The 23,996-nt window shown below is 61.9% G+C and carries 23 protein-coding genes; 18 read left to right on the forward strand and 5 right to left on the reverse strand.

Annotated elements, in window-relative coordinates:
- Positions 1–50 precede the first annotated feature (50 nt).
- Together AAGQ88_RS18080 and AAGQ88_RS18085 are read left to right on the forward strand one after the other, a co-directional pair.
- Complete coding sequence (locus AAGQ88_RS18080; protein ID WP_342653157.1) at positions 51–1,643, forward strand: hypothetical protein; 1,593 nt, start codon at positions 51–53, stop codon at positions 1,641–1,643.
- A 107-nt stretch (positions 1,644–1,750) separates the two neighbouring features.
- Positions 1,751–2,221, forward strand: coding sequence for a hypothetical protein (locus tag AAGQ88_RS18085; protein WP_342653158.1), 471 nt, complete (start codon positions 1,751–1,753; stop codon positions 2,219–2,221).
- Between the two features lie 3 nt (positions 2,222–2,224).
- On the opposite strand, the gene AAGQ88_RS18090 is transcribed toward AAGQ88_RS18085, so the two are convergent.
- Positions 2,225–2,914: an alpha/beta family hydrolase gene (locus tag AAGQ88_RS18090; RefSeq protein WP_342653159.1), complete on the reverse strand. Its 690-nt coding sequence runs from the start codon at positions 2,912–2,914 to the stop codon at positions 2,225–2,227.
- A 931-nt stretch (positions 2,915–3,845) separates the two neighbouring features.
- On the opposite strand from AAGQ88_RS18090, the gene ccoN reads away from it, so the two are divergent.
- The 14 genes from ccoN to AAGQ88_RS18160 all read left to right on the forward strand — a co-directional run bounded on the left by ccoN (position 3,846) and on the right by AAGQ88_RS18160 (position 16,479).
- On the forward strand, positions 3,846–5,288 hold the full coding sequence (gene ccoN, locus AAGQ88_RS18095; protein WP_285425933.1) for a cytochrome-c oxidase, cbb3-type subunit I: 1,443 nt from the start codon (positions 3,846–3,848) through the stop codon (positions 5,286–5,288).
- The gene (ccoO, locus tag AAGQ88_RS18100; protein WP_285425932.1) at positions 5,288–5,899 is read left to right on the forward strand and encodes a cytochrome-c oxidase, cbb3-type subunit II; all 612 of its coding nucleotides are present in this window, start codon (positions 5,288–5,290) and stop codon (positions 5,897–5,899) included. Before ccoN ends, ccoO begins: the two co-directional genes overlap by 1 nt.
- 5 nt (positions 5,900–5,904) lie before the next feature.
- On the forward strand, positions 5,905–6,096 hold the full coding sequence (locus AAGQ88_RS18105; protein ID WP_093459415.1) for a cbb3-type cytochrome c oxidase subunit 3: 192 nt from the start codon (positions 5,905–5,907) through the stop codon (positions 6,094–6,096).
- Positions 6,093–7,076, forward strand: coding sequence for a cytochrome-c oxidase, cbb3-type subunit III (gene ccoP, locus AAGQ88_RS18110; protein WP_342653160.1), 984 nt, complete (start codon positions 6,093–6,095; stop codon positions 7,074–7,076). The genes AAGQ88_RS18105 and ccoP overlap by 4 nt, the downstream gene beginning before the upstream one ends.
- Before the next feature lie 146 nt (positions 7,077–7,222).
- Positions 7,223–7,474 (forward strand): type II toxin-antitoxin system Phd/YefM family antitoxin, encoded by a 252-nt coding sequence (locus AAGQ88_RS18115; protein ID WP_342653161.1) that lies wholly within the window; start codon positions 7,223–7,225, stop codon positions 7,472–7,474.
- Complete coding sequence (locus AAGQ88_RS18120) at positions 7,474–7,920, forward strand: type II toxin-antitoxin system VapC family toxin (protein WP_342653162.1); 447 nt, start codon at positions 7,474–7,476, stop codon at positions 7,918–7,920. The genes AAGQ88_RS18115 and AAGQ88_RS18120 overlap by 1 nt, the downstream gene beginning before the upstream one ends.
- Positions 7,921–8,061: 141 nt before the next feature.
- On the forward strand, positions 8,062–9,477 hold the full coding sequence (gene ccoG / locus AAGQ88_RS18125; RefSeq protein ID WP_342653163.1) for a cytochrome c oxidase accessory protein CcoG: 1,416 nt from the start codon (positions 8,062–8,064) through the stop codon (positions 9,475–9,477).
- Positions 9,478–9,489: 12 nt separating this feature from the next.
- On the forward strand, positions 9,490–10,023 hold the full coding sequence (locus tag AAGQ88_RS18130) for a FixH family protein (protein WP_342653164.1): 534 nt from the start codon (positions 9,490–9,492) through the stop codon (positions 10,021–10,023).
- Between the two features lie 4 nt (positions 10,024–10,027).
- Complete coding sequence (locus tag AAGQ88_RS18135; RefSeq protein ID WP_342653165.1) at positions 10,028–12,481, forward strand: heavy metal translocating P-type ATPase; 2,454 nt, start codon at positions 10,028–10,030, stop codon at positions 12,479–12,481.
- Between the two features lie 25 nt (positions 12,482–12,506).
- Complete coding sequence (ccoS, locus tag AAGQ88_RS18140; protein WP_285425925.1) at positions 12,507–12,725, forward strand: cbb3-type cytochrome oxidase assembly protein CcoS; 219 nt, start codon at positions 12,507–12,509, stop codon at positions 12,723–12,725.
- Between the two features lie 92 nt (positions 12,726–12,817).
- Entirely contained in the window at positions 12,818–13,501 is a 684-nt protein-coding gene (locus tag AAGQ88_RS18145) for a sulfite exporter TauE/SafE family protein (protein ID WP_285425924.1), read from the forward strand.
- Between the two features lie 127 nt (positions 13,502–13,628).
- Complete coding sequence (gene hemN / locus AAGQ88_RS18150) at positions 13,629–15,011, forward strand: oxygen-independent coproporphyrinogen III oxidase (RefSeq protein ID WP_342653166.1); 1,383 nt, start codon at positions 13,629–13,631, stop codon at positions 15,009–15,011.
- 119 nt (positions 15,012–15,130) lie between these two features.
- Positions 15,131–15,865 carry a fumarate/nitrate reduction transcriptional regulator Fnr gene (fnr, locus tag AAGQ88_RS18155; RefSeq protein WP_093459431.1) on the forward strand — a complete coding sequence of 245 codons (735 nt, stop codon included), beginning with the start codon at positions 15,131–15,133 and terminating at the stop codon, positions 15,863–15,865.
- Between the two features lie 65 nt (positions 15,866–15,930).
- Complete coding sequence (locus AAGQ88_RS18160; RefSeq protein WP_285425922.1) at positions 15,931–16,479, forward strand: adenine phosphoribosyltransferase; 549 nt, start codon at positions 15,931–15,933, stop codon at positions 16,477–16,479.
- A gap of 122 nt (positions 16,480–16,601) precedes the next feature.
- Here the strand turns inward: AAGQ88_RS18160 and recR are convergent, their stop codons facing one another.
- The 4 genes from recR to dnaX form a co-directional block, all read right to left on the reverse strand.
- A complete protein-coding gene (gene recR, locus AAGQ88_RS18165; RefSeq protein ID WP_342653167.1) occupies positions 16,602–17,204 on the reverse strand; it encodes a recombination mediator RecR in 603 nt (200 codons plus the stop codon).
- Positions 17,205–17,272: 68 nt separating this feature from the next.
- Entirely contained in the window at positions 17,273–18,301 is a 1,029-nt protein-coding gene (locus AAGQ88_RS18170) for an NADP-dependent oxidoreductase (protein WP_342653168.1), read from the reverse strand.
- A gap of 316 nt (positions 18,302–18,617) precedes the next feature.
- Positions 18,618–18,944 carry a YbaB/EbfC family nucleoid-associated protein gene (locus AAGQ88_RS18175; RefSeq protein ID WP_062385680.1) on the reverse strand — a complete coding sequence of 109 codons (327 nt, stop codon included), beginning with the start codon at positions 18,942–18,944 and terminating at the stop codon, positions 18,618–18,620.
- Between the two features lie 67 nt (positions 18,945–19,011).
- Positions 19,012–21,138: a DNA polymerase III subunit gamma/tau gene (dnaX, locus tag AAGQ88_RS18180; protein ID WP_342653169.1), complete on the reverse strand. Its 2,127-nt coding sequence runs from the start codon at positions 21,136–21,138 to the stop codon at positions 19,012–19,014.
- A gap of 178 nt (positions 21,139–21,316) precedes the next feature.
- Between dnaX and AAGQ88_RS18185 the strand changes: the two genes are divergently transcribed.
- On the forward strand, positions 21,317–22,087 hold the full coding sequence (locus AAGQ88_RS18185; RefSeq protein ID WP_342653170.1) for a transporter substrate-binding domain-containing protein: 771 nt from the start codon (positions 21,317–21,319) through the stop codon (positions 22,085–22,087).
- 152 nt (positions 22,088–22,239) lie between these two features.
- Complete coding sequence (locus AAGQ88_RS18190; protein ID WP_342653171.1) at positions 22,240–23,961, forward strand: acid phosphatase; 1,722 nt, start codon at positions 22,240–22,242, stop codon at positions 23,959–23,961.
- Positions 23,962–23,996 lie beyond the last annotated feature (35 nt).

Raw genomic sequence — 23,996 nt, forward strand, 5'->3', positions numbered from 1 at the left:
AAGGCGTTCATAAAGTTTCGTATCGAACCTATAGTCCTTTTGGCGATTCTATGAACTTCTCAGGTGAAGTCACCATCCTGATCGACAGAACCGCCCCAGGCTCTCCGCAGCTGGGTCCCATCATCTTCCCCGACGCCGTCCAGAATGGTCTGACGTCGTCGGAACTGGAAATGCTGAACAACGTTCTGCCCGGCAAGATCGCCAGTTACAGCGGGATGGCGGTGGGTGATGTGATTCGCACTTATTGGGGTCCGGTCGAGGGGCCGATGGCGTTCGTGGATGCGAACGACATGGGTTTGAACCGCGTGATGGTGGATTTCACCCGTAGCTTCCTGGAGCAGGCGGACGGCCTGAACGCCGCGGTGTTTTATACCGTGACGGATCAGGCAGGCAATGTGTCGATGCCGTCGGATTCGATTTCGATCCAGTTGCAGCTTTCGATGCTCAAACCGCTGCCGGCACCTGTTATCGCCGAGGCGAAAGGCGACACGCTGGATCCGGCGGATACCCTCAACGGCGCGACGCTGAATGTCGCGGCCAGCGCGAACCTGCGTGAAGGTGAGACGGTGATTGCGCGGTTCGAAGGCCCAAAAGGCAGCGAACAAAAAGAGAAGCGCATTCTGCCGGACGAGGCCGGACTGGCGGTGTCGCTGGTATTCAGCAGCACGCTGGTGACCGCCAACGACGGGCAGCAGGTCGAGGTGTCTTACAGCGTCACGCGCGCCAGCGGCATTGTGCAGGATTCGGAAACACTGCCGCTGACGGTCATGAGTGCGGCGCTGGAACTGCCCGCGCCGACCATGGACACCGTAGGTCCCGACGGCATTTTGCGCCCTTCGCTGATCACCGGCTGGGATGCGATGGTGCGCGTCAGCTACCGCGACATGCAGGCATACGATGTCGTCAAGGCGCGTTGGGTGGGCAAGACCACGTTCGACACCGGCATGAAGAATGTGGGCGGCATGACTGAACTGGTGTTCGGCATTCCGAAAATGCTCATTCAGCAGAGCGAGGGTGGCAGCGCATCGGTGACGTATTTCGTCATCCGTAACGGCGTTGAAATGGAGTCGCAGACGCTGGCATTGACGGTCCGCGAAGGCATGATGTTCGACACTTCACCGGTGACGCTGGCTGGCAAGATCTACCTGCTGCCCGCCTATCCGGATCTGCTTCCTTCTTTCCCGAGTGGCACGACGATCAAACGTGTCCCGAGCGGCGGCGTTGCGCCGTACACCTTCACCACCAGTGATGCGAAGGTGGCGAAAGTGGACGCTGAAGGTCTGGTGTCGGTGCGCGGCAACGGCGTGGCAACCATCAGCGTGACCGACGCGTCGGGTGACTCGAAAAGTTACGTCGTCACGGTCACTGGCGTGATCGAATGCCACGGCGTGGGGTCTGGCAACTACACGCAGATGTCCAATGGCGCTGCACGCATTGGCGGCCGCATTCCCAGCATTCATCAGTTGATCGAGATCCATAACGCCTACGGCAACCGCTGGCCGATGGGCAATGCCAACTATTGGTCGTCCACCGTTGCCAAAAACGTGCTGGGCGCCAAGTGGTATTACGTGAAGCACCTGATTACCGGCAAGGACTATAAGTTGCTGCACATCAGTATCAGCCTGGGCGTGGCGATCCGCTGATACCGGCGGGTGATCAACCACCGCCCAACACCCTGATTCCATGACCCGGAGACGCGCGCCTGACGCAGCGTCTTCGGGTTGTTCGCGCAGACGAAGAACCCGCCACCATGACTGATCCGGTTCACCACCATGTTGCAAAGCCCCAGGCCAGCGTCGAGCGGGACCACTTCGAAGCGTTGGTCAATGGCAGACCGTTCGTGTGCAGTCGCGTAGACGGCAGGTTTTGCCTGCGCGCCGAACTGGATTCCGCCCGACGTCGACGGATCTGGAAGATCAACGCGACGGGGCGGGTCGGCAACGACGGCACGACGGTCGGCGTGTTCATCGACCACTCACTCGCACCGGGCATCCATGACCTGAAAGGCAATGCGCTGCTGACCGTGATCTATCACCTCACGCCCAAGCGAATGTCGCGCATTTATCACTCCGCGTATTTCCAGCAAGGCAGCATGAGGTTGCTGGAATGCGCCGCCGGAGGACGCCTGCGGGGCACGTTTCACTTCGCCATTCCGGCAGTGGGCTTCTGGGTCAGTGAAGGCGTTTTCGACGTTGCCTGCCCGGACGACAGAGGCAACTGACCGTCAGCCCAGCAGGCGCGCCACGATGCGATCCGCCGTGTCCTGCAGACAGTCGGCGTAGCTGACGCCTGCCGATTTCAGGGGTTTGAGGTCATGATTGGCCGTCGGCAGCCAGTGCACTTCGATGCTGGATGACAGCTTATAGCCTTCGACCGCCTCGCGATTGCCCAGCGCATCGCGCTCGCCCTGGACGATCAGGGTCGGCGTGCGCAAATCGGCCAGATGAGCCACCCTCGGCTTTTCCGGTTTACCCGCCGCATAGAACGGATAGCCAAGGCAAATCAGCGCCTGCGCCTGAAGCTCATCGGCAATCAGGCTGGCCATGCGCCCACCCATGGATTTGCCCCCGATCGCCAGTCGTCCGCTGACCACCGGACGCACTGCAGCGTAGACCTGATGCCAGCATTCCAACAGTTTCGCCTGCGGGTTCGGCGGACGTCTTCCGCCATCCGCACGGCGTTGTGCCATGTAGAGAAATTCGAATCGCAACACGCCAACACCCGAAGCGCCAAGGCGCGTGGCGATGTCATTCATGAACTCGCTGTCCATCGGCGCGCCGGCGCCGTGAGCGAGAATCAAGGTGGCCGATTTTACAGCCTGGCTGTTCGTCGGTACCGTCCACAGCCATCCATGCTGCCGGGCCAGTTGCGCACATTGATCGGCGTCAGTGCTCGCCGGTTGACCTTTGCTCATGCTTGCCTCTTCGATTACGCCTTGTCGGCGGCAACGGTTGTATGCCGTGCATTATGCCGGGCAAAGAGGCTGCCGCGCGCGGGGAAACGTGCAGGCCGGCCGTTGGCGCCTGAGCCGTTGTCGTTCACGTCACGCTGACAGATGGCCGACTGACGCTCATGAAGATTGCCGGCGGAGACAGCCTGGGTTCAGCTCGGCGGTTCTACCCTGCCAGAGCACTTCGGACGAAAGCACCGGAAGAATGAGCGCCCCAACCCGCACGCACCGGGCGGTTTCATTCTCGGAAACAGGCTTCGCTCCGGCATGGGTCGATCAACCGCGACGATCGCCGATGCCATCTGCCAGCTCGGGCCAAATTTTTTTGGGCGATGAAACGTGCAACCGTCGACGGCATTTTTGTATACAACTTGAGGTGCAGAAACACGCCTGCAGCGCACGGAAAGACTGCAAGAGGAACGTTTCAGCACTGTGTCGAATCATCGAGCGCCGCGTCTGCCGAAGGACGCGGCGGTTCGATGCGATTGCGCGACCAAGTGTCGCACTCATCAATCGCGAGGCTTCCCACGCCAGCGTTTCGCGTCTAAGCTTGCGTCGCAGAGTGGTTCGGCAACAGCCGGCCACAGGCTTGGTAGAAGGATTGTGCACGGTATTCCAACCCGCTTGCAGACAGACAGCGCCGATCTGTTCGTCACCCGCCGGGTTGTATCCAATTCCCCACTCACGCGCGCTGTCCCCATCGACCTGTCCCCCGCACTTTCGGCCCACATGGGCAGAACCTCATTGACCCGGTGCGTGGGCGTCTGTCTGAAAACCGCTTCAGTCGTTTTCCGTTGACCTGACCCGCCGCTTGCGGCGTGGCAAAAGGTCTACGCTTACACGATGTTGCGGCCGTTACCACACTAATAAAATACCCAAACCGTGGAACCCTATAATGAGCACAGCAATCAGTCCGACTGCTTATAACTATAAGGTGGTCCGCCAGTTCGCCATCATGACGGTGGTCTGGGGGATCGTTGGCATGGGGCTCGGCGTCTTCATTGCCTCGCAACTGGTCTGGCCTGACCTCAACTTCGGCCTGCCGTGGACCACATTCGGACGCCTGCGCCCGCTGCACACTAACCTTGTGATCTTCGCCTTCGGTGGCTGCGCCCTGTTCGCCACTTCCTATTACGTCGTGCAACGCACGTGTCAGACGCGGCTGATTTCCGACGGCATGGCGGCGTTTCACTTCTGGGGCTGGCAGGCGGTGATCGTCGGCGCCATCGTCACCTTGCCGATGGGCTACACGACGACCAAGGAGTACGCCGAACTGGAATGGCCGATCGCGATCCTCCTGGCAATCGTCTGGATCACCTACGCGGCGGTGTTCTTCGGCACCATCGTCAAGCGCAAAACCAAGCACATCTACGTCGGCAACTGGTTCTACGGCGCGTTCATCGTGGTGACCGCCATGCTGCACATCGTCAACCACATCTCGCTGCCGGTGAGCCTGTTCAAGTCGTATTCGGCCTACTCAGGCGCGACTGACGCGATGATTCAGTGGTGGTACGGGCACAACGCAGTAGGCTTTTTCCTCACGACCGGCTTTCTCGGGATGATGTACTACTTCGTTCCGAAGCAGGCCGAACGCCCGATCTATTCGTATCGCCTGTCCATCGTGCACTTCTGGGCGCTGATCACCCTGTATATCTGGGCCGGTCCGCACCATCTGCACTACACCGCCCTGCCCGACTGGGCGCAGTCGCTGGGGATGGTGATGTCGATCATCCTGCTGGCGCCCAGCTGGGGCGGCATGATCAACGGCATGATGACCCTTTCCGGCGCCTGGCATAAATTGCGCACCGACCCGATCCTGCGTTTTCTGGTGGTGTCCTTGGCGTTCTACGGGATGTCGACGTTCGAGGGGCCGATGATGGCCATCAAGACCGTCAACTCGCTTTCTCACTACACCGACTGGACCATTGGCCACGTTCACGCTGGCGCCTTGGGTTGGGTGGCGATGATCTCCATCGGCGCGGTGTACCACATGATTCCGAGAATTTTCGGACGCCCGCAGATGCACAGCATCGGCCTGATCAACACGCATTTCTGGCTCGCCACCATCGGCACCGTGCTGTACATCGCCTCGATGTGGGTCAACGGCATCACCCAGGGCCTGATGTGGCGCGCCATCAACGACGACGGCACGCTGACGTACTCGTTCGTCGAAGCGCTGCAGGCCAGTCATCCGGGTTACATCGTGCGCGCCCTGGGCGGAGCGTTTTTCGCCAGCGGCATGCTGTTCATGGCCTATAACGTGTACCGCACGGTCCGTGCGTCGAACGCCGAAGAAGCCGAAGCGGCTGCCCAAATCGCCGTCGTGGGAGCGCACTGATGATCAGACACGAAACCCTCGAAAAGAACATCGGCCTGCTGTCGATCTTCATGGTCATCGCGGTGGCCGTGGGTGGCCTGACGCAGATCGTGCCGCTATTTTTCCAGGACGTCACCAACAAGCCCGTCGAAGGCATGAAGCCGCGTCCCGCCCTTGAACTGGAAGGCCGCGACGTCTTCATCGCCAATGGCTGCGTAGGCTGTCACTCCCAGATGATCCGGCCGTTCCGGGCCGAAACCGAGCGCTACGGCCACTATTCGGTAGCGGGCGAAAGCGTCTGGGATCACCCGTTCCTGTGGGGCTCCAAACGTACCGGGCCCGACCTGGCCCGCGTCGGCGGACGTTACTCGGATGACTGGCATCGTGCGCACCTGTACAACCCGCGCAACGTGGTGCCCGAGTCGATCATGCCGGCATACCCGTTCCTGGTGGAAAACCGGCTCGACGGCAAGAACACCGGCAAGAAAATGGAGGTGATGCGCAGCCTCGGCGTGCCGTACACCGACGAGGACATCGCCGGTGCCGGCGATGCCGTTCGCGGCAAGACCGAGATGGACGCACTGGTGGCCTACTTGCAAGGCCTGGGCACCCTCATCAAAAGCAAACGGTGATCACGATGGATATCGGAATGATTCGAGGTCTTGGCACGATCGTGGTGATGGTGGCGTTCATCGGCCTTTCGCTGTGGGTGTTCAGCCCTCGCCGCAAGGCTGAGTTCGACGATGCGACCCTGCTGCCCTTTGCCGACGATCCCGAGGCGATCAAACAGCTCGAGCAGGCGAAAACCTCCAGGAGCCGCGCACAATGACTATGTTCTGGAGCCTATACGTCACCGTGCTGACGCTGGGCACGATCTTCTCGCTGAGCTGGTTGCTGCTGGCGACCCGCAAAGGTCAGCGCGCCGACACCACCGACGAAACCGTCGGCCACTCCTTCGACGGCATCGAGGAATACGACAACCCGCTGCCCAAGTGGTGGTTCATGCTGTTCGTCGGCACCATCATTTTTGCCCTCGGCTACCTGGCGCTGTACCCGGGCCTTGGCAACTGGACGGGGTTGCTGCCGGGTTACGAATACGCCGACAACGACAAGCAGGTGACGTTCTCCGACGGCAAGGCGGGCTGGACCGGCGTGCACGAGTGGGAGAAAGAGATGGCCCGGTCGGACGCCCGTTTCGGGCCGATTTTCGCCCGATTCGCCGCCATGCCGATCGAAGACGTCGCCAAAGATCCACAAGCGCTGAAAATGGGTGGGCGCCTGTTCGCCTCCAACTGCTCGGTCTGCCACGGGTCGGACGCCAAAGGTGCCTACGGCTTCCCGAACCTGACCGACGCCGACTGGCGCTGGGGCGGTGATCCGCAGACCATCAAGACCACCATCATGGGCGGGCGCCATGCCGTGATGCCCGCGTGGGGCGAAGTGGTGGGCGATCAAGGCGTCCGTGATGTCGCCGCCTTTGTCCTGACCCGTCTTGATGGCCGCAAACTGCCGGACGACGCCAAGGCCGATGCTGCGGCGGGGCAGAAGATATTTGCTGCCAACTGCGTCGCCTGCCACGGCCCCGAAGGCAAAGGCACGCCGGCAATGGGCGCTCCGGATCTGACCCATCCGACCGCCTTCATTTACGGCTCAAGCTTCGCGCAACTCCAGCAGACGATTCGCTACGGTCGTCAGGGCCAGATGCCGGCGCAGGAGTTACTGCAGGGAAACGACAAGGTGCATTTGCTGGCGGCGTATGTGTACAGCCTTTCGCATGGCGAGAAGAGCGAGGCGGATGGGCAGGAGTAGCAGCAACGGCGCCTCGCTGGCGGAAAATGGCGAGGCCCTCTTTTCGTTACATATTGACTGTTGTGGGAGTGCTGCAGCGGGCATAGGATGCGCAACAACCGAGTAGCAACGTAACTACATTCATATGCCAAGGAGTTGCCCATCCCATGATCACGACGATAACCAGCCGGGAATTCAATCAAGATACCAGCGGAGCCAAAAAAGCCACCAAGGAGGGGCCCGTATTCATTACCGACCGAGGACGCCCGGCTCACGTGCTTCTGACTATCGAGGACTATCAAAAGCTGGCCGGCGGATCCGCCAGCATTATTGACATGCTGGCGATGCCTGGCACTGAAGACATTGATTTCGAGCCGCAACGTGCCGTTGTCACTCAACGCGCGGTGGACGTTTCCTGATGTACCTGCTCGACACCAATGTCGTTTCTGAACTGCGAAAGAATCACAGGGCAGCACCCAGCGTGATGAGATGGGCACGGCCAATCCCGGCCTCCAGCCTGTATTTGTCGTCCATCACAGTGCTTGAGCTTGAGACTGGCATCCTGCGGCTCGAACGTCACGATTCTGCGCAATCGAAGCTGCTCAGAACCTGGCTGGAGCACCATGTTTTACCTGCGTTCGCAGGCCGAATCCTGCCCATCGACGCCGCTGTAGCGAGCAAATGTGCCCGATTGCACGTACCGGATCCTCGCAGCGAGTACGACGCATTGATCGCTGCCACGGCCTTGGTACATGGCATGACGGTGGTCACACGCAATACCGCTGATTTTGCAGGCAGCGGGGTAACACTGATCAACCCGTGGATCAGCCAGCTTAACGAGGATCGCGCGCCATACCGGGTATAGCCCTGAGCGAGTATCCCGTAAGCCACGCAGACCGCCCCATCGACTAAAATCAGAGGGGCGACAGGCGTGGCAAAACCATGAATAACGACCCCGACCGGCACGCACTGGCCGGGGCAGATTCCCCTTCCGTGGGACGTTGCGATGAGCGAACAAATACCGGTACACAACGTCACGCCGCCGGCCAGAAAAGACGGCGACACCGTCGATCTCTACGCTTCGCGGGAGAAGATCTACACCCGGGCCTTTTCCGGTCTGTTCCGCAACCTGCGAATCAGCGGCGGCATCGTCCTGTTCCTGCTGTATTTCGGCACCGTCTGGCTCGACTGGGGCGGCCATCAGGCGGTCTGGTGGAACCTGCCGGAACGTAAGTTCTACATCTTCGGCGCCACCTTCTGGCCGCAGGATTTCATCCTGTTGTCCGGCATTCTGATCGTCAGCGCATTCGGGCTGTTTTTCATCACCGTATTCGCGGGGCGCGTCTGGTGCGGCTACACCTGCCCGCAGAGCGTCTGGACATGGATTTTCATGTGGTGCGAGAAGGTCACCGAAGGCGATCGCAATCAGCGCATGAAGCTGGACAAGTCGCCGATGAGCGCCGGCAAATTCACCCGCAAGCTGGCCAAGCACAGCCTGTGGCTGCTGATCGGGCTGCTCACCGGGCTGACCTTCGTCGGCTACTTCTCGCCGATCCGCGACCTGGTCGTCGATTTCATCACGGGTCAGGCCGATGGCTGGTCTTACTTCTGGGTCGGCTTCTTCACCCTTGCCACTTACGGCAACGCCGGCTGGCTGCGCGAGCAGGTGTGCATCTACATGTGCCCTTATGCGCGCTTCCAGAGCGTGATGTTCGACAAGGACACGCTGATCGTTTCCTACGACCCCCGTCGCGGCGAGAAACGAGGCCCGCGAAAAAAAGAGCTGGATTACAAAGCGCAGGGCCTGGGCGATTGCATCGACTGCACCATGTGCGTACAAGTCTGCCCCACTGGCATCGACATCCGTGACGGCCTGCAGATCGAGTGCATCGGCTGCGCAGCCTGCATCGACGCCTGCGACACGATCATGGACAAGATGAACTACCCGCGCGGGCTGATCAGTTACACCACCGAACACAACCTGTCCGGCCAGACCACTCACACCCTGCGGCCGCGTCTGATTGGCTACGCGGTGGTGCTGCTGGTGATGATCGGCGTACTGACGGGCGCGTTCTTCATGCGCTCGCTGGTGGGTTTCGACGTCAGCAAGGACCGCGTTCTGTACCGTGAGAATGCCGAAGGGCGCATTGAAAACGTGTACAGCCTCAAGGTCATGAACAAGGATCAGGTCGATCACGTCTACGTGCTGGACGCCACGGGCCTTGCGGACCTGAAGCTGCAAGGGCGGCGCGAGATCAAGGTGCCGGCGGGTGAAATCGTCACCTTGCCGGTCGAGCTGTCGGTGGCGCCAGAACAACTGCCGTCGAGCACCAACGAGGTGAAATTCATCCTGCGGGACGTCGAAGACAGTGGCAGCGAAATTCAGGCAAAAAGCCGTTTCATTGGCCCACAGGTGCGTTGAGAGAAGTCATTCATGAGCGTCGCAACCGCTGCAAGTCCCTGGTACCGGCATCTGTGGCCATGGATCATCATCGCCATCCTCGCCTGCTCGGTCACGCTGACCCTGTCCATGGTGACGATCGCCGTCAATCACCCGGACAACCTGGTGACCGACAACTATTACGAGGCCGGTAAAGGCATCAACCGTTCGCTGGATCGCGAATGGCTCGCGCAGACGCTGAAGCTGCGCGCCACGATCCAGCTGGACGCGCTGACCGGTGAGGTCGATGTGCGGCTCAACGGCGACAGTCAGCCGGAAACCATGGTGCTCAACCTGATTTCGCCGACGCAGCCGGAGAAGGATCGCAAGGTCGTTCTGGCGCGCACTCCAGCGCAACCCGGGCGTTACGTCGGGCAACTGAGCGACCGGGTTGAAGGCAGGCGTTTCGTCGAATTGCTGGGCGTGGACAACGCCCGGACCTGGCGCCTGTTCGAAGAGGAGCTCATTGCCCGCGACAAAGCGCTGGTGCTGGGCGACGAGCCGCTTCAGGGCGCGGAAAAGAAGTGACGACGTGAACACTCCCCGCCCCTGCTATCACTGCGCACTGCCCGTTCCATCGGGCAGCCGCTACCTTGCCACGGTGCTCGGCGAGCCTCGGGATTTCTGTTGTCCGGGCTGTCAGGCCATCGCCCACGCCATCGTCGAAGGTGGCCTGGAAAGCTATTACCAGCACCGCAGCGAGGCCTCGACCAATCCGCAAACCCTGGCGCTGCCACTGCCTGACGAGCAGACGCTGTACGACCGCCCCGATGTGCAGGCGTCATTCGTGCGCCACGACGAGTCCCTCGCGGAAACCACGCTGATGATCGACGGCATCAGTTGCGCGGCCTGCGGCTGGCTGATCGAGCGCCATCTGCGCACCTTGCCGGCCGTGGCCGAAGCGCGCCTGAACCTGTCCAGCCATCGTCTGCACCTGCGCTGGGACGATGCGCAACTGGCGCTGAGCGAGGTGATGAGTCAGCTGCGCAGCATTGGCTACGCGGCTCATCCTTACCAGACCGATCAGGCGACCGAGCGTCTGGCCTCGGACAATCGCCGCAGCCTGCGGCAACTGGGCGTGGCTGGCCTGCTCTGGTTCCAGGCGATGATGGCGACGATGGCCACATGGCCGGAGTTCAGCCTCGATCTCAGCCCGGACATGCACACGATCCTGCGCTGGGTGGCGATGTTTCTGACAACGCCGATTGTCTTTTACAGCTGTGCGCCCTTCTTCAAGGGTGCAGTGCGCGACCTGAGAACCCGACGTCTGACGATGGATGTTTCGGTGTCGCTGGCCATCGGCGCGGCTTATCTGGCAGGCATCTGGACGGCGATCACCGGGGTGGGTGAGCTGTATTTCGACGCGGTCGGCATGTTCGCGCTGTTCTTGCTGACCGGGCGCTATCTGGAGCGCCGCGCGCGGGAACGCACCGCCGCTGCCACCTCGCAGCTGGTGAATCTGCTGCCGGCGTCCTGTCTGCGCGTGAAAGAAGACGGCCAGACCGAGCGCATCCTGCTCAGCGAACTGCGTCTGCACGATCGGGTGCTGGTCCATCCTGGCGCGGTTTTGCCCGCGGACGGCAGGATCGTCGCCGGACAATCCAGCCTCGATGAGTCGCTGCTCAGCGGTGAATACTTGCCCCAGCCGCGGCGCGCGGGCGATGCCGTCACGGCGGGCACGGCCAACGTCGAAAGCGCCTTGACCGTCGAAGTGCTCGCGCTGGGCCATGACACCCGCCTGTCCGCCATCGTCCGGCTGCTGGAGCGGGCGCAGACGGAAAAGCCGCCGCTGGCGCGCATTGCCGACCGGGCGGCGCACTGGTTTCTGATGATTTCGCTGGTGCTGGCCGCCGTCATCGGCCTGTTGTGGTGGCAACTGGACCCCGCACGCGCCTTCTGGATCGTGCTGGCGATGCTGGTTGCCACCTGCCCTTGCGCGCTGTCGCTGGCGACGCCGACCGCATTGACTGCCGCCACCGGCACGCTGCACGCCCTGGGCCTGCTGCTCACGCGCGGCCATGTGCTGGAGGGGCTGAATCAGGTCGACACGGTGATCTTCGACAAGACCGGCACGCTCACCGAAGGCCGGCTGACGCTGCGCGCCATTCACAGCATTGGCGCGTTGAGCAGTGACGAGTGCCTGTGCCTGGCGGCTGCGCTGGAAAATCACTCGGAGCACCCGGTCGCCAAGGCATTCGGCAGCACGCCGCTGACCGCACAGGATGTGATTGCAACGCCAGGGCTTGGCCTTGAGGGTCGCGTGGACGGTCGGGTTCTGCGAATCGGTCAGCCTGCGTTCGTCTGCGCGTTGAGTGCCAGCCAGGTTCCGTCGCTGCCCGTGCAGGTGGGTCAATGCCTGCTGCTGGGCGACGCGCACCAGGCGCTGGCCTGGCTGGTGCTGGATGATCGGGTGCGTGACGACGCCGCAGACTTGATCGACGCGTGCCGCCAGCGCGGCTGGAAGACGCTGCTGTTGTCCGGCGACAGTTCGCCGATGGTTGCCAGCATCGCCGCGCAGCTGCGCATCGACGAAGCGCGCGGCAGCCTGCAGCCGCAGGACAAACTGGCGATTCTTGGGCAGTTACGGGCGCACGGACACACCGTGCTGGTGGTCGGCGACGGGGTCAATGACGTGCCGGTGCTGGGCGCAGCGGACATCAGCGTGGCGATGGGCTCGGCGACCGACCTGGCGAAGACCAGCGCCGACGCGGTCCTGCTGTCCAATCGCCTGGAAGCGCTGGTGCAGGCATTCAGCCTGGCGCGCCGAACTCGCCGGATAATCATGGAAAACCTGCTGTGGGCCGGTCTGTACAATGGCCTCATGCTGCCGTTTGCCGCGCTGGGCCTGATCACGCCGTTGTGGGCGGCGGCCGGCATGTCGATCAGCTCGCTGGTGGTGGTGCTCAACGCCCTGCGACTGACCCGCATCAAGCAACGCCCACCCGCGCCCGCCCTCAGCGCCGACCGCCGTGCGCTGCCCGCATGACCGCACAACTGCTTCAGGAGGCCCGATGCCTGCGCTGTACGTCATGATTCCCGTCGCGCTGCTGATTGTGGCGGTGGCGATCTACATCTTTTTCTGGGCGGTGGACAGCGGTCAGTATGACGATCTGGACAGCCCGGCGCACAGCATCCTGTTCGACGATCAAGACCCCGCGCACAAGGCTGGCGTCGATGAAGCATCAGGAAAAAACGTACCGCCTGCGCGCGAGAAACCCGCGGATGATTGATCCGGATTCCAGCCCCTCGCGGTTGCGGGCAAGCGCGCGCCTACAAGGCGAACAGCTCGTTTCCCACGTCGAACGCTATGCAGGCCGGGCCCATGGCTGACCTGCTCCCCCAACTCGTCAGCGCGCTGATTCTCGGCCTGCTTGGCGGCGGCCACTGCCTGGGCATGTGCGGCGGGCTGATGGGCGCGCTGACCCTGGCGATCCCCAGAGAACAACGCAGTCGGCGCTTGCGCCTGCTTGCGGCCTACAACCTGGGGCGAATTTTCAGCTATGCCTGCGCCGGGTTATTGATCGGGCTGCTGGGTTGGGCGGTGATCAACAGTCCGGGCGCGATGCTGCTGCGGGTCGTTGCCGCGCTGTTGCTGATCAGCATGGGCTTGTACCTGGCCGGCTGGTGGAGCGGCCTGACGCGCATCGAAGGCCTGGGCCGCTGGCTGTGGCGCTTCATCCAACCAATCGCCAGCCGCCTGCTGCCAGTGTCGAGCACGCCCCGTGCCCTGTTGCTCGGCGCGTTGTGGGGCTGGTTGCCGTGCGGACTGGTTTACAGCACGTTGCTGTGGGCCGCCAGCCAGGGCAACGCCTGGTACAGCGGCCTGCTGATGCTCGCATTTGGCGTCGGCACCTGGCCCGTGCTGCTCGCCACCGGCCTTGCCGCCGAACGCACCCACGCGCTGTTGCGCCGCCGCAGCGTGCGGGTGGCGGGCGGTCTGCTGGTCATCGTATTCGGCCTGTGGACGCTGCCCGGCCCGCATCAGCACTGGCTGATGGGGCATTGACGGCACCGCTCGTCCGGCACGCGAAGGTCTCTCGCCGAGGGATCTGCCTGTATTGATCCAGATCAACGTTTCCCTGCTGCTCACTCCCTAAACTGCTTCCACCGCCAGTCTTTTCGGGAATGCCCGCATGCTCGACGACCTTCGTTGGGATTCAGAACTCATCCGCCGCTACGATCTGGCGGGACCCCGTTACACGTCCTACCCCACTGCCGTGCAGTTTCATACGCAGACAGGCGCCTTCGACCTGCTCCACGCCCTGCGCGAAAGCCGCAAAGCGCTCAGGCCGCTGTCGCTTTACGTGCACATCCCGTTCTGCGCCAACATTTGTTACTACTGCGCCTGCAACAAGGTGATCACCAAGGATCGCGGCCGCGCGCAGGCGTACCTGCAACGGCTGGAACACGAGATCGAGATGATCGCCTGTCACGTCGACGCTCGGCAGGTGGTCGAGCAATTGCACCTGGGCGGGGGCACGCCCACCTTCCTCAGTCACGTGGAACTGCGACAGCTCATGGCGCACCTGCGCAAGCATTTCCATCTGCTGGACGATCATTCCGCCGACTACGGCATCGAAATCGACCCGCGCGAAGCCGACTGGTCGACCATGGGCCTGTTGCGCGAACTGGGCTTCAACCGCGTCAGCCTCGGCGTGCAGGATCTCGATCCGCTGGTGCAGCGCGCAATCAACCGCCTGCAAAGCCTGGAAGAGACCCGCGCCATCGTCGAGGCTGCGCGCACGCTGCAATTTCGGTCGGTGAACGTCGACCTGATCTACGGCTTGCCGTTGCAGACGCCCGACGGCTTCGCCCGCACGGTCGACGAGGTGATCGCGCTGCAGCCCGATCGGCTTTCGGTGTTCAACTACGCGCATCTGCCGGAACGCTTCATGCCGCAGCGGCGCATCGACACCGCGCAACTGCCGGGGCCCGAGCACAAGCTGCAGATGCTGCAGCGCACCATCGAACAATTGACCCGCGCAGGCTATCGCTACATCGGCATGGACCATTTCGCCCTGCCCGACGACGACCTGGCGATCGCGCAGGAAGAAGGCACCCTGCAGCGCAATTTTCAGGGCTACACCACCCACGGTCACTGCGATCTGATCGGTCTGGGCGTCTCGGCCATCAGCCAGGTCGGCGATCTGTACGCGCAAAACAGCAATGACCTGACCGAATACCAGAGCCTGCTCGCCAGCGATCAACTGGCCACCAAACGCGGCCTGCTGCGCAACGCCGACGACCGTTTGCGACGCGCAGTCATCGGCCAACTGATCTGTCATTTCCAGCTAGATTTCGCCAGCATCGAGGCCACCTTCGCCATCGACTTTCGCAATTACTTCGCTGATGAGTGGCCGCAGTTACTGGACATGGCCACAGACGGACTCATCGAACTGGATGCCAGAGGGCTGACCGTCACGCCATCGGGACGGCTGCTGGTGCGGTCGATCTGCATGGTGTTCGACGCGTATCTCAGCATGCAAAAACGTCAGAGATTTTCCCGCGTCATATAGGAGTTTTCCTTTGCATGGGCAGGAATGTTTGTCACGCCATGGAAGGCACGTGCTAGTCGGGGCTTTGACCGTGGGTTACCCTTTCGACTTATGTGTGTATTTTCACAAGGAATTACCCGATGTCTGAGCCAGTAAAACTGCGCGCTCATACCCAGGCTCACTGCAAGGATTGCAGCCTGGCCCCGTTGTGCCTCCCGCTTTCGCTGAACCTGGAAGACATGGATGCACTGGACGAAATCGTCAAACGCGGCCGTCCACTGAAAAAAGGTGAATTCCTGTTTCGCCAGGGCGACACGTTCGACTCGGTCTACGCCGTGCGCTCTGGCGCGCTGAAAACCTTCAGCCTCAGCGATGGCGGCGAAGAGCAACTCACCGGTTTCCACCTGCCGAGCGAACTGGTCGGCTTGTCGGGCATGGACGCCGAGGCCTATCCGGTGTCGGCGCAGGCGATGGAGACCACCTCGGTCTGCGAAATTCCCTTCGAGCGGCTCGACGAGCTGTCCGTGCAACTGCCTCAATTGCGTCGGCAGTTGATGCGGGTGATGAGCCGGGAAATCCGCGACGATCAGCAGATGATGTTGCTGCTCTCGAAAAAAACCGCCGACGAGCGTATCGCGACCTTTCTGGTCAACCTGTCGGCGCGTTTTCAGGCCAGGGGGTTCTCGGCCAATCAGTTCCGCCTGAGCATGTCGCGCAATGAAATCGGCAATTATCTGGGGCTTGCGGTGGAAACCGTATCGCGAGTATTCACCCGATTCCAGCAGAACGCGCTGATCGCCGCCGAAGGCAAGGAAATCCACATTCTGGACCCGATCCAGCTGTGCGCGCTGGCCGGTGGTTCGCTGGAAACCTGATGCATCGAGGCTTGGGCAGGCTTAGACTAGCGCCTTTGTTTCAGTCTCCTGCCCAGGATCCTTCGATGATTTTCGACGAATTCAGCTTCAAATCCCTGATCCGCCCGGTGGTGGATTTCCCCAAGCCCGGCGTGATTTTCCGCGACATCACCCCGCTGTTTCAGTCGCCCAAGGCACTGCGCGTAGTGATCGACAGCTTCATCCAGCGTTACATCGATGCGGAATTCACCCACGTCGGCGCGATGGACGCGAGGGGTTTTCTGATCGGCTCGATCATCGCCTACGAACTCAACAAACCACTGGTGCTGTTCCGCAAGCAAGGCAAATTGCCGGCTGACGTCCTGGCCGAGGGCTACCAGACCGAGTACGGCGAAGCGTTCCTGGAAGTTCACGCCGACAGCCTGTGTGATGGCGATTCGGTAGTGATGTTCGATGACCTGATCGCGACCGGTGGCACGCTGATCGCCGCGGCCAACCTGATCCGCCGCATGGGCGCGAAGGTTTACGAAGCAGCGGCGATCATCGACTTGCCGGAACTGGGCGGTTCCCAGCGCCTGGAAGACATGGAAATCCCGACGTTTTGCCTAACGCAGTTCGCGTTGACCGATAAATAACGGCGCAGTGATTTTCCACTGTGAGCGCGCGTTTGCCCACGATTGCGGTGTGTCGGCCAAGACGGTGTATCCGACCCACCCTGATCGCGGGTAAGCGCGCTCCTACGATGACTGGTTTGATTTCAAAGCTGGATCGGCTTGCGTCCCGCGAACGAGTGCGCCAGCGTTCCGCCATCCACCAGTTCAAGCTCGCCACCCAGCGGCACGCCGTGGGCGATCCGGGAAGTCACCAGGCCTTTGTTGTTGAGCAACTGAGCGATGTAATGCGCCGTCGCCTCGCCCTCGACAGTGGGGTTGGTGGCCAGGATCACCTCGGTGAACGTGCCCTGCTCCTCGATGCGCGCCATCAATTGCGGAATGCCGATCGCTTCAGGACCGAGCCCGTCCAGCGGCGACAGATGACCTTTGAGCACGAAGTAACGTCCGCGATAACCGGTCTGCTCGACGGCGTAGACATCCATCGGTCCCTCCACGACGCACAACAATGTGTCGTCACGGCGATTATCGGCGCATTGCGGGCACAACTCATCTTCGGTCAGCGTGCGGCATCGCTTGCAATGTCCAACGCCTTCCATGGCCTGACTCAGCGCCTGAGCCAGTCGCGAGCCGCCACTGCGATCACGCTCGAGCAACTGCAACGCCATGCGTTGAGCGGTTTTCTGACCCACGCCCGGCAAAATGCGCAGGGAGTCGATCAACTGGCGAATCAGAGGGCTGAAGCTCATTAAGAAACGTCCGACAAAAACACGAGACGCGGTTTATACCCGCGCCCCCGATTAGCGTCAAATAACGCTTACGACACCTTCACCACCAGCTTGCCAAAGTTCTTCCCTTCGAGCATGCCAATGAAGGCGTCCGGCGCATGCTCAAGGCCTTCGACCACGTCCTCGCGGAATTTGACTTTGCCGTCCCTCACCAGCGGCACCATCTCCTGCATGAATTCATCCAGGCGGTGGTAATACTCTTCGTAAACGATAAAGCCCTGAATTTTCGCGCGCTTGGTCAGCAGCGTGCGCATCAGCAGCGGCAGGTAGTTCGGGCCATCGGGCAGCCGCTGAGCGTTGTATTGTGCAATGAGGCCGCACAGCGGAACCCGCGCATGCTGGTTGAGCAGCGGCAGCACTGCCTCGAACACCTTACCGCCGACCAGTTCGAAATAGATGTCGATCCCGCTCGGACAGGCTTCGCTCAGTTGCTCGGCAAAATGCTCGCTGTGGTGATCGATGCATGCGTCAAAACCCAGCTCGTCCATCACGTAGCGGCATTTGTCGATGCCGCCCGCGATGCCCACCACGCGCAGACCGTGCAGCTTGGCAACCTGGCCGACGACCGAGCCGACGGCACCGGACGCTGCGGCAACCACCAGCGTCTCACCCGCTTTGGGCTGACCGATGTGCATCAGGCCCATGTAGCCGGTGATACCGGGCATGCCCAATACGCCGACGGCCATGGACGGACTTGGAATATCCTTCGGCACGGGCAGGAGGTTCTTGCCGTCCGAAATGCTGTGGGTCTGCCAGCCGGTCTGCCCCACTACCAGGTCACCTTCCTTGAACGCAGGATTGCGCGACTGCTCGACGACACTGACGGCGCCGCCTTCCATCACCGCGTCAATTTCCACCGGCGGCGCGTAGGATGGCGCGTCGCTCATGCGGCCACGCATGTAGGGATCGAGGGAAAGGTACAGCGTGCGAAGCTGAATCTGCCCTTCCTGCAGGTCAGGCAAAGCTTCACGTTCCAGACGAAAGTTCTCCGGCGTCGGTGCGCCCTGCGGACGGGAGGCCAGGACGATACGCTGGTTGAGGATCAGATCTTGCGACATCGGGAGCGGCTCCTTGATAGATCAATGAAGGAATATAGAAGCAGACCGTTCAGCCCGAACGGGGTTCGGTTGAATGCAGCGGGCAATATGAGGGACATCATTTTTCGTTACAACGTCGGGTCTCAGTTTGCGCGCCAGCAGCCGGTGCATCCGCTGAACATGCAGCGGTCGCAGATGCGTCTCAGCGAGCAAGCTCACGCCTACAGGTCACGAGCTCGGCTCCGGCATCGCAGTGAGGCGGAATACTGATCATCGGCCCATAAAAAATGCCAGGCACTCGGCCTGGCATTTTCGGTGCAACGCAACCAACGCTGGATCAGAACGGCAGTTTCATGCCTGGCGGCAGTTGCATGCCGGCGGTCATGCTGGCGGTCTTCTCCTGGCTGGCGGCCTCGATCTTGCGCACGGCGTCGTTGACGGCGGCGGCGATGAGGTCTTCCAGGATTTCCTTGTCTTCCTGCATCAGGCTGTCGTCCAGACTGACGCGCTTGACGTCGTGGCGTCCGGTCATCACCACGCTCACAAGGCCTGCGCCGGACTGGCCGGTCACTTCGGCATTGGCCAGTTCTTCCTGCATCTTGGCCATTTTTTCCTGCATCTGCTGGGCCTGCTTCATCAGGCCAGCCATGCCACCTTTCATCATGGGAGTTCTCCTCGAAAGTCGTTGGGGTCGTAACGCGGCGCCAAGTGAGCTTAGCGCCTCGTGGTGATTAATGGGCCTGCGCCGGGGCGTCCACCGGCACAATCGTGTCTTCGCGAATGAACGCGCCAAACTGCTCCAGCATCTGCTTGATGAACGGATCGCCATGAATCGCGGCTTCGGCCTGACGCTGGCGATCGGCCCTGCGACGTGCCGCGGCCTGCGCTGGCGTCTCCTGCTCCGGCTTGATCAGCTCGATACTCAGATGGATAGTGCGTTCATGGTATTGGTTCAGCGCATCGTTCAAACGGCGCTGTTGCGTCGAGTTGAACAGCGCGCTGTGCGCCGGATCCAGGTGCAGCAGCCAGTTGTCGCCCTCGACCGAAATCAACGTGCAGTTGGCAGCGATGCTGCCGGTCATGCCGGAGACCGGCAGTTTCGGGAATATGTCCAGCCAGTCTGCAGCAAGACCGGTGGCCGGCCTGGCGGCGGGCAGCAACTCCGGCTCCTTTTCCACCGCTTCGGCGGTGTCGTGGGCGAGGTCGTCAAGGTACGCGAACGAGGCAGGATCGATGTCGACATCAGGTTCGTAGTAATCGTCATCCGGTGGCGGCTCGTCGTCGCGCTCCATCGGTGCCGGCACATAGGCGTCCGCATCCGGCACATGCTCGAGCATCGCGGGGGTCACTGCATCGGCGGCGGCCTGCAGCTGTTCCTGCGACTCGACCTCCGGCGCGTCCGGCACCGGGCTCGCAGGCGCGGGCGTCGGCATCGGGGTCAGATCAGGCTGCTCGGCCACAGTGTCCAGCACAGGCTCGGGAATCTTTTCGGCCACCGGCTCGATAACCGGCTCGGGCTCGATCACAGCGGCCAGCGGCGCCGCCTTCGGCTCGTTCCAGGGCAGATCGATCTCTTGCGCCGCAGTGGCCGGCTCAGGCACCGGGGCAACCGGCACAGTGGGCGTTTCGACAGCAGGCGCTGGCGCACTGACTGCCGGGCTGCGGTCCGGCGTCGGCGCGATGGCCGCCGGACTTGCCACCGCTGTCCGGGAATCAACCGTGGCCGGGCTGATCCCCACTGACTTTAACGGTTGCCTGGGTGCCGCTTCACTGTCCGCGGGACGGAACGCGAGCATGCGCAGCAGGACCATCTCGAACCCGCCTCGCGGATCGGGAGCCAGCGGCAGATCGCGGCGCCCGATGAGGCCCATCTGATAGTAGAACTGAACGTCTTCGGCCGGTAAGGCCTGAGCCAGCGCCAACACGCGATCGCGGTCGCCATGGCCATTGTCGACACCTTCGGGCAGCGCCTGCGCGATGGCGACGCGGTGCAGCACATTGAGGATTTCCGACAGCACGCCGCTCCAGTCCGGCCCCTGCTCGGCCAGATGGCGAACGGCCTCGAGCAGCGAGCGAGCGTCGCCGTCGATCAACGCGGTCAGCACGTCGTAAACCTGGCCGTGATCCAGTGTGCCGAGCATCGCCCGGACATCCGCGGCCAGCACTTTGCCTTCGCCGAACGCGATGGCCTGATCGGTCAGGCTCATGGCGTCGCGCATCGAGCCGTCGGCCGCGCGCCCCAGCAGCCACAGGGCATCGTCTTCAAACGGAATGTTTTCAGCGCCCAGCACGTGGGTCAGGTGTTCGACCACCCGCTCCGGCGTCATGTTTTTCAGGGAAAACTGCAAGCAGCGCGACAGAATCGTTGCCGGGAGCTTCTGCGGATCGGTGGTGGCGAGGATGAATTTGACGTAGGGCGGCGGCTCTTCCAGCGTCTTCAGCAAGGCGTTGAACGAGTGACTGGAAAGCATGTGCACTTCGTCGATCAGGTAGACCTTGAAGCGCCCGCGGCTCGGCGCGTACTGGACGTTATCGAGCAGCTCGCGGGTGTCTTCGACCTTGGTGCGACTCGCGGCGTCGATCTCGATGAGGTCGACGAAACGGCCTTCGTCGATTTCACGACAGACCGAGCATTCGCCGCAGGGCGAAGACGTGATACCGGTTTCGCAGTTCAGGCATTTGGCGATGATCCGCGCGATGGTGGTCTTGCCGACGCCACGGGTGCCGGTGAACAGATAGGCGTGGTGCAGGCGCTGGCTGTCCAGCGCGTTGATCAAGGCCTTGAGCACATGGGTCTGGCCGACCATTTCGCGGAACGAGCGCGGACGCCATTTACGTGCAAGAACCTGATAACTCATTGAAAACCGTCGCGACTGGGATGCGGAAGACCGCTAATGCTAGCGGAGCGGGGGCAAAAATGCATCCGGGCAATATGAGTGCGCGCATATAAACAATCTGCGACTAGACTGCCACGACAGCGGAAACGCCGAATGAATGCCCACTGATAGCGCCGTTATGCTCATATAGAGGGACCACATGCGTCTGCTGGCACTGAGCGCTTTGTTGCTGATAAGTGGGACGGGACATGCCGAGCACGCGCCGCTGAGGTTTTCCATTGCCGACGCGTGGGCCATGCCGCTGGTGCAGATCGATGATCATCAGGCCACCGGCGGCATACTGTTTGACATCATGCAGAGCATGGCGGCCCAGGCCGACCGGACGGCCGAATATCGCGTGGTGCCCATCCAGCGCGTGCAGCGCACGCTGGAGCGCGGCGCCATCGACGTGCGCTGTTACGCCGCGCAGTCGTGGATGCCGAACCTTTCGGGCGATTACACCTGGAGCCTGCCGCTGCTGATCCAGCGCGACCTGCTGATCAGCACGCCCGACAACGCCGCGCCGGTCGAACCCGGGCAGCTCGACAACGAGGCCATCGGCACGGTGCTGGGTTACGTTTACCCCACGCTGCAGCACAGTTTCGACAGCCAGCGGCTGAGACGCGACGATGCCCGCAGTGAGGTTCAGGTCCTGCAGAAACTGCAGATCCATCGCTATCGCTATGCCATTGGCAACCAATGGTCGCTGGACTGGTTCAACCGCAACCTTCCCGAAAATCAGAAACTGCGCCGCGTGGCTGTCATCGACGAGCAACCGGTGGGCTGTATCGTGCGCAACGACACGCAGGTTCCCGCGCAGCAACTGATGCGAATCCTGCTGCGCATGCGCATGTCCGGGGAGATCGATCGGATCATGAGCCGCTACAACACGGTGTCGGGATTGCCGGCAGATCGTCCTTCAACGCCTTGAACAGCCTGGGACAGCGCGCTCGGCGAGCCGATCGAGCGCAGCGCGAGGCGTCAAGACCGGACGCTTGAAGCTGTAGCAATAACGTCACATTGCGGGATTAGGCTCCCTCGACATAATTAGTTACATCTTGAATCCAGCGAGCAGGAGCCGTGATGAGCGACAAACCCCAAGACCCCGCCACGCCGTCCGCCAGCACAACGTCCACCGACTCCCCCACCGACACCAGCCGTCGTCGCTTTCTGGGTGGCGTGGCCGTATTGGGCGCCGGGGCGACGTTAAGCAGCGTTGTCGCCGCGAGCGACGCCGGCAGCGACGGCAAGTCCGCCGCCCTTGAAACCACGTTAAGCGGTGCTGAACTGGACAAGGCGCTGGCCGACAACGTCAAGACCATCGTGGTCATTTACGGCGAGAACCGCAGCTTCAATAACCTGTTCGCCAATTTCCCCGGCGTCGAAAAGCCATTGTCGGCGGTGAAACCCGATGACTATCGGCAGCGCGATCGCGACGGCAAGCTGCTGGAAACGCTGCCGCCGGCCTGGGGCGGTGTCTGCCAGATCGGCCCGCAAAGCATCGACGGCGTGACCTACCCGACCGGCGTGCAGTATCAGGAAAACCTGCCGAACGCGCCTTACGCACTTAAAGGCCCAAGCGCGGAGGACTTGCCGCTTGGGCTGGTCACGCGGGATCTGTGGCATGTGTTTTATCAGAACCAGATGCAGATCAATGGCGGCAAGAACGACGGCTTCGTCGCCTGGGCCGACTCCGGCGGCCTGCCCATGGGTTATTACAGCCAGAGCCAATACTCCTTGCGCCTGTGGGATGTGGCCAAGGAGTTCGTGCTCTGCGACAACTTCTTCCAGGGCGCCTTCGGCGGCTCGTTTCTCAATCACCAATATTTGATCAGCGCAAAAGTGCCGTTTTATCCGGACGCCGCGAGCTCGGCCGCCAAGTCGCAGATCGCCGTTCTGGAAAGCAGCGACCCGCTGGACTATCGCCTCAAGCCGCTGGAAAAATCCCCCGCCAGCGCCATGTCCGGCCCTCCTCAGTTCGGCCCCAGCGCCCTGACGCCTGATGGTTACGCGGTCAACACGATGGCCCCGCCCTACTGGCCGACCTGGCTGCGCGACAAGGAAAAACCCGATTACTCCCAGCCCAACCTGGCCAACGTTTTGGTGCCGCAGAGCCACGACCACATCGGCGACAAGCTGTCGAAGAAGAACATCGACTGGGCCTGGTATGCCGGCGCCTGGCAGGTGACGCTGGACGAGTACAAGGACTCGACCGGCATCCCGAAAATTCCGAACTTTCAGTATCACCATCAGCCGTTCAACTACTTCAAGCAGCAGGGCCCGGAAAACGCCGCCGAGCGTAAGAAACGTCTGCGCGACGGCGGCCTGGGCGATGAGTCGGCCACCAACCGGTTCCTCGCCGACGCCGAAGCCGGGAAACTGCCTGCGGTGACGTTCTACAAGCCGCAGGGCAACCTGAACATGCATGCCGGTTACGCCGACGTGGCAGCGGGTGACCGGCATATCGATCGCGCCGTGAAGACCCTGCGCAACAGCCCTCAATGGAGCAACATGGTGATTGTCGTCACCGTCGACGAGAACGGCGGCTGGTGGGACCATGTCGCGCCGCCCAAAGGCGACCGTTGGGGCCCGGGCACACGGATTCCGGCCATCGTCATTTCGCCGTTCGCGCGCAAGGGCTCGGTCGATCACACGATTTACGACACGGCCTCGATTCTGCGCCTGATCACCCGCGTTCATGGCCTGGAAAAACTCGATGGCATCGTCGAACGCGACAACGCGATGACCGCACGCGGCCAAGCGCCGATGGGCGACCTGACCAACGCCCTGCATTTCCCGAACTGACCGGTCGATCCGCGATCTGGCCTGAGCGCCGGATC

Origin of the sequence: Pseudomonas sp. F3-2 (genome assembly GCF_038804275.1) — a bacterium.
In the GTDB taxonomy this organism is placed as follows: Bacteria; Pseudomonadota; Gammaproteobacteria; order Pseudomonadales; family Pseudomonadaceae; genus Aquipseudomonas.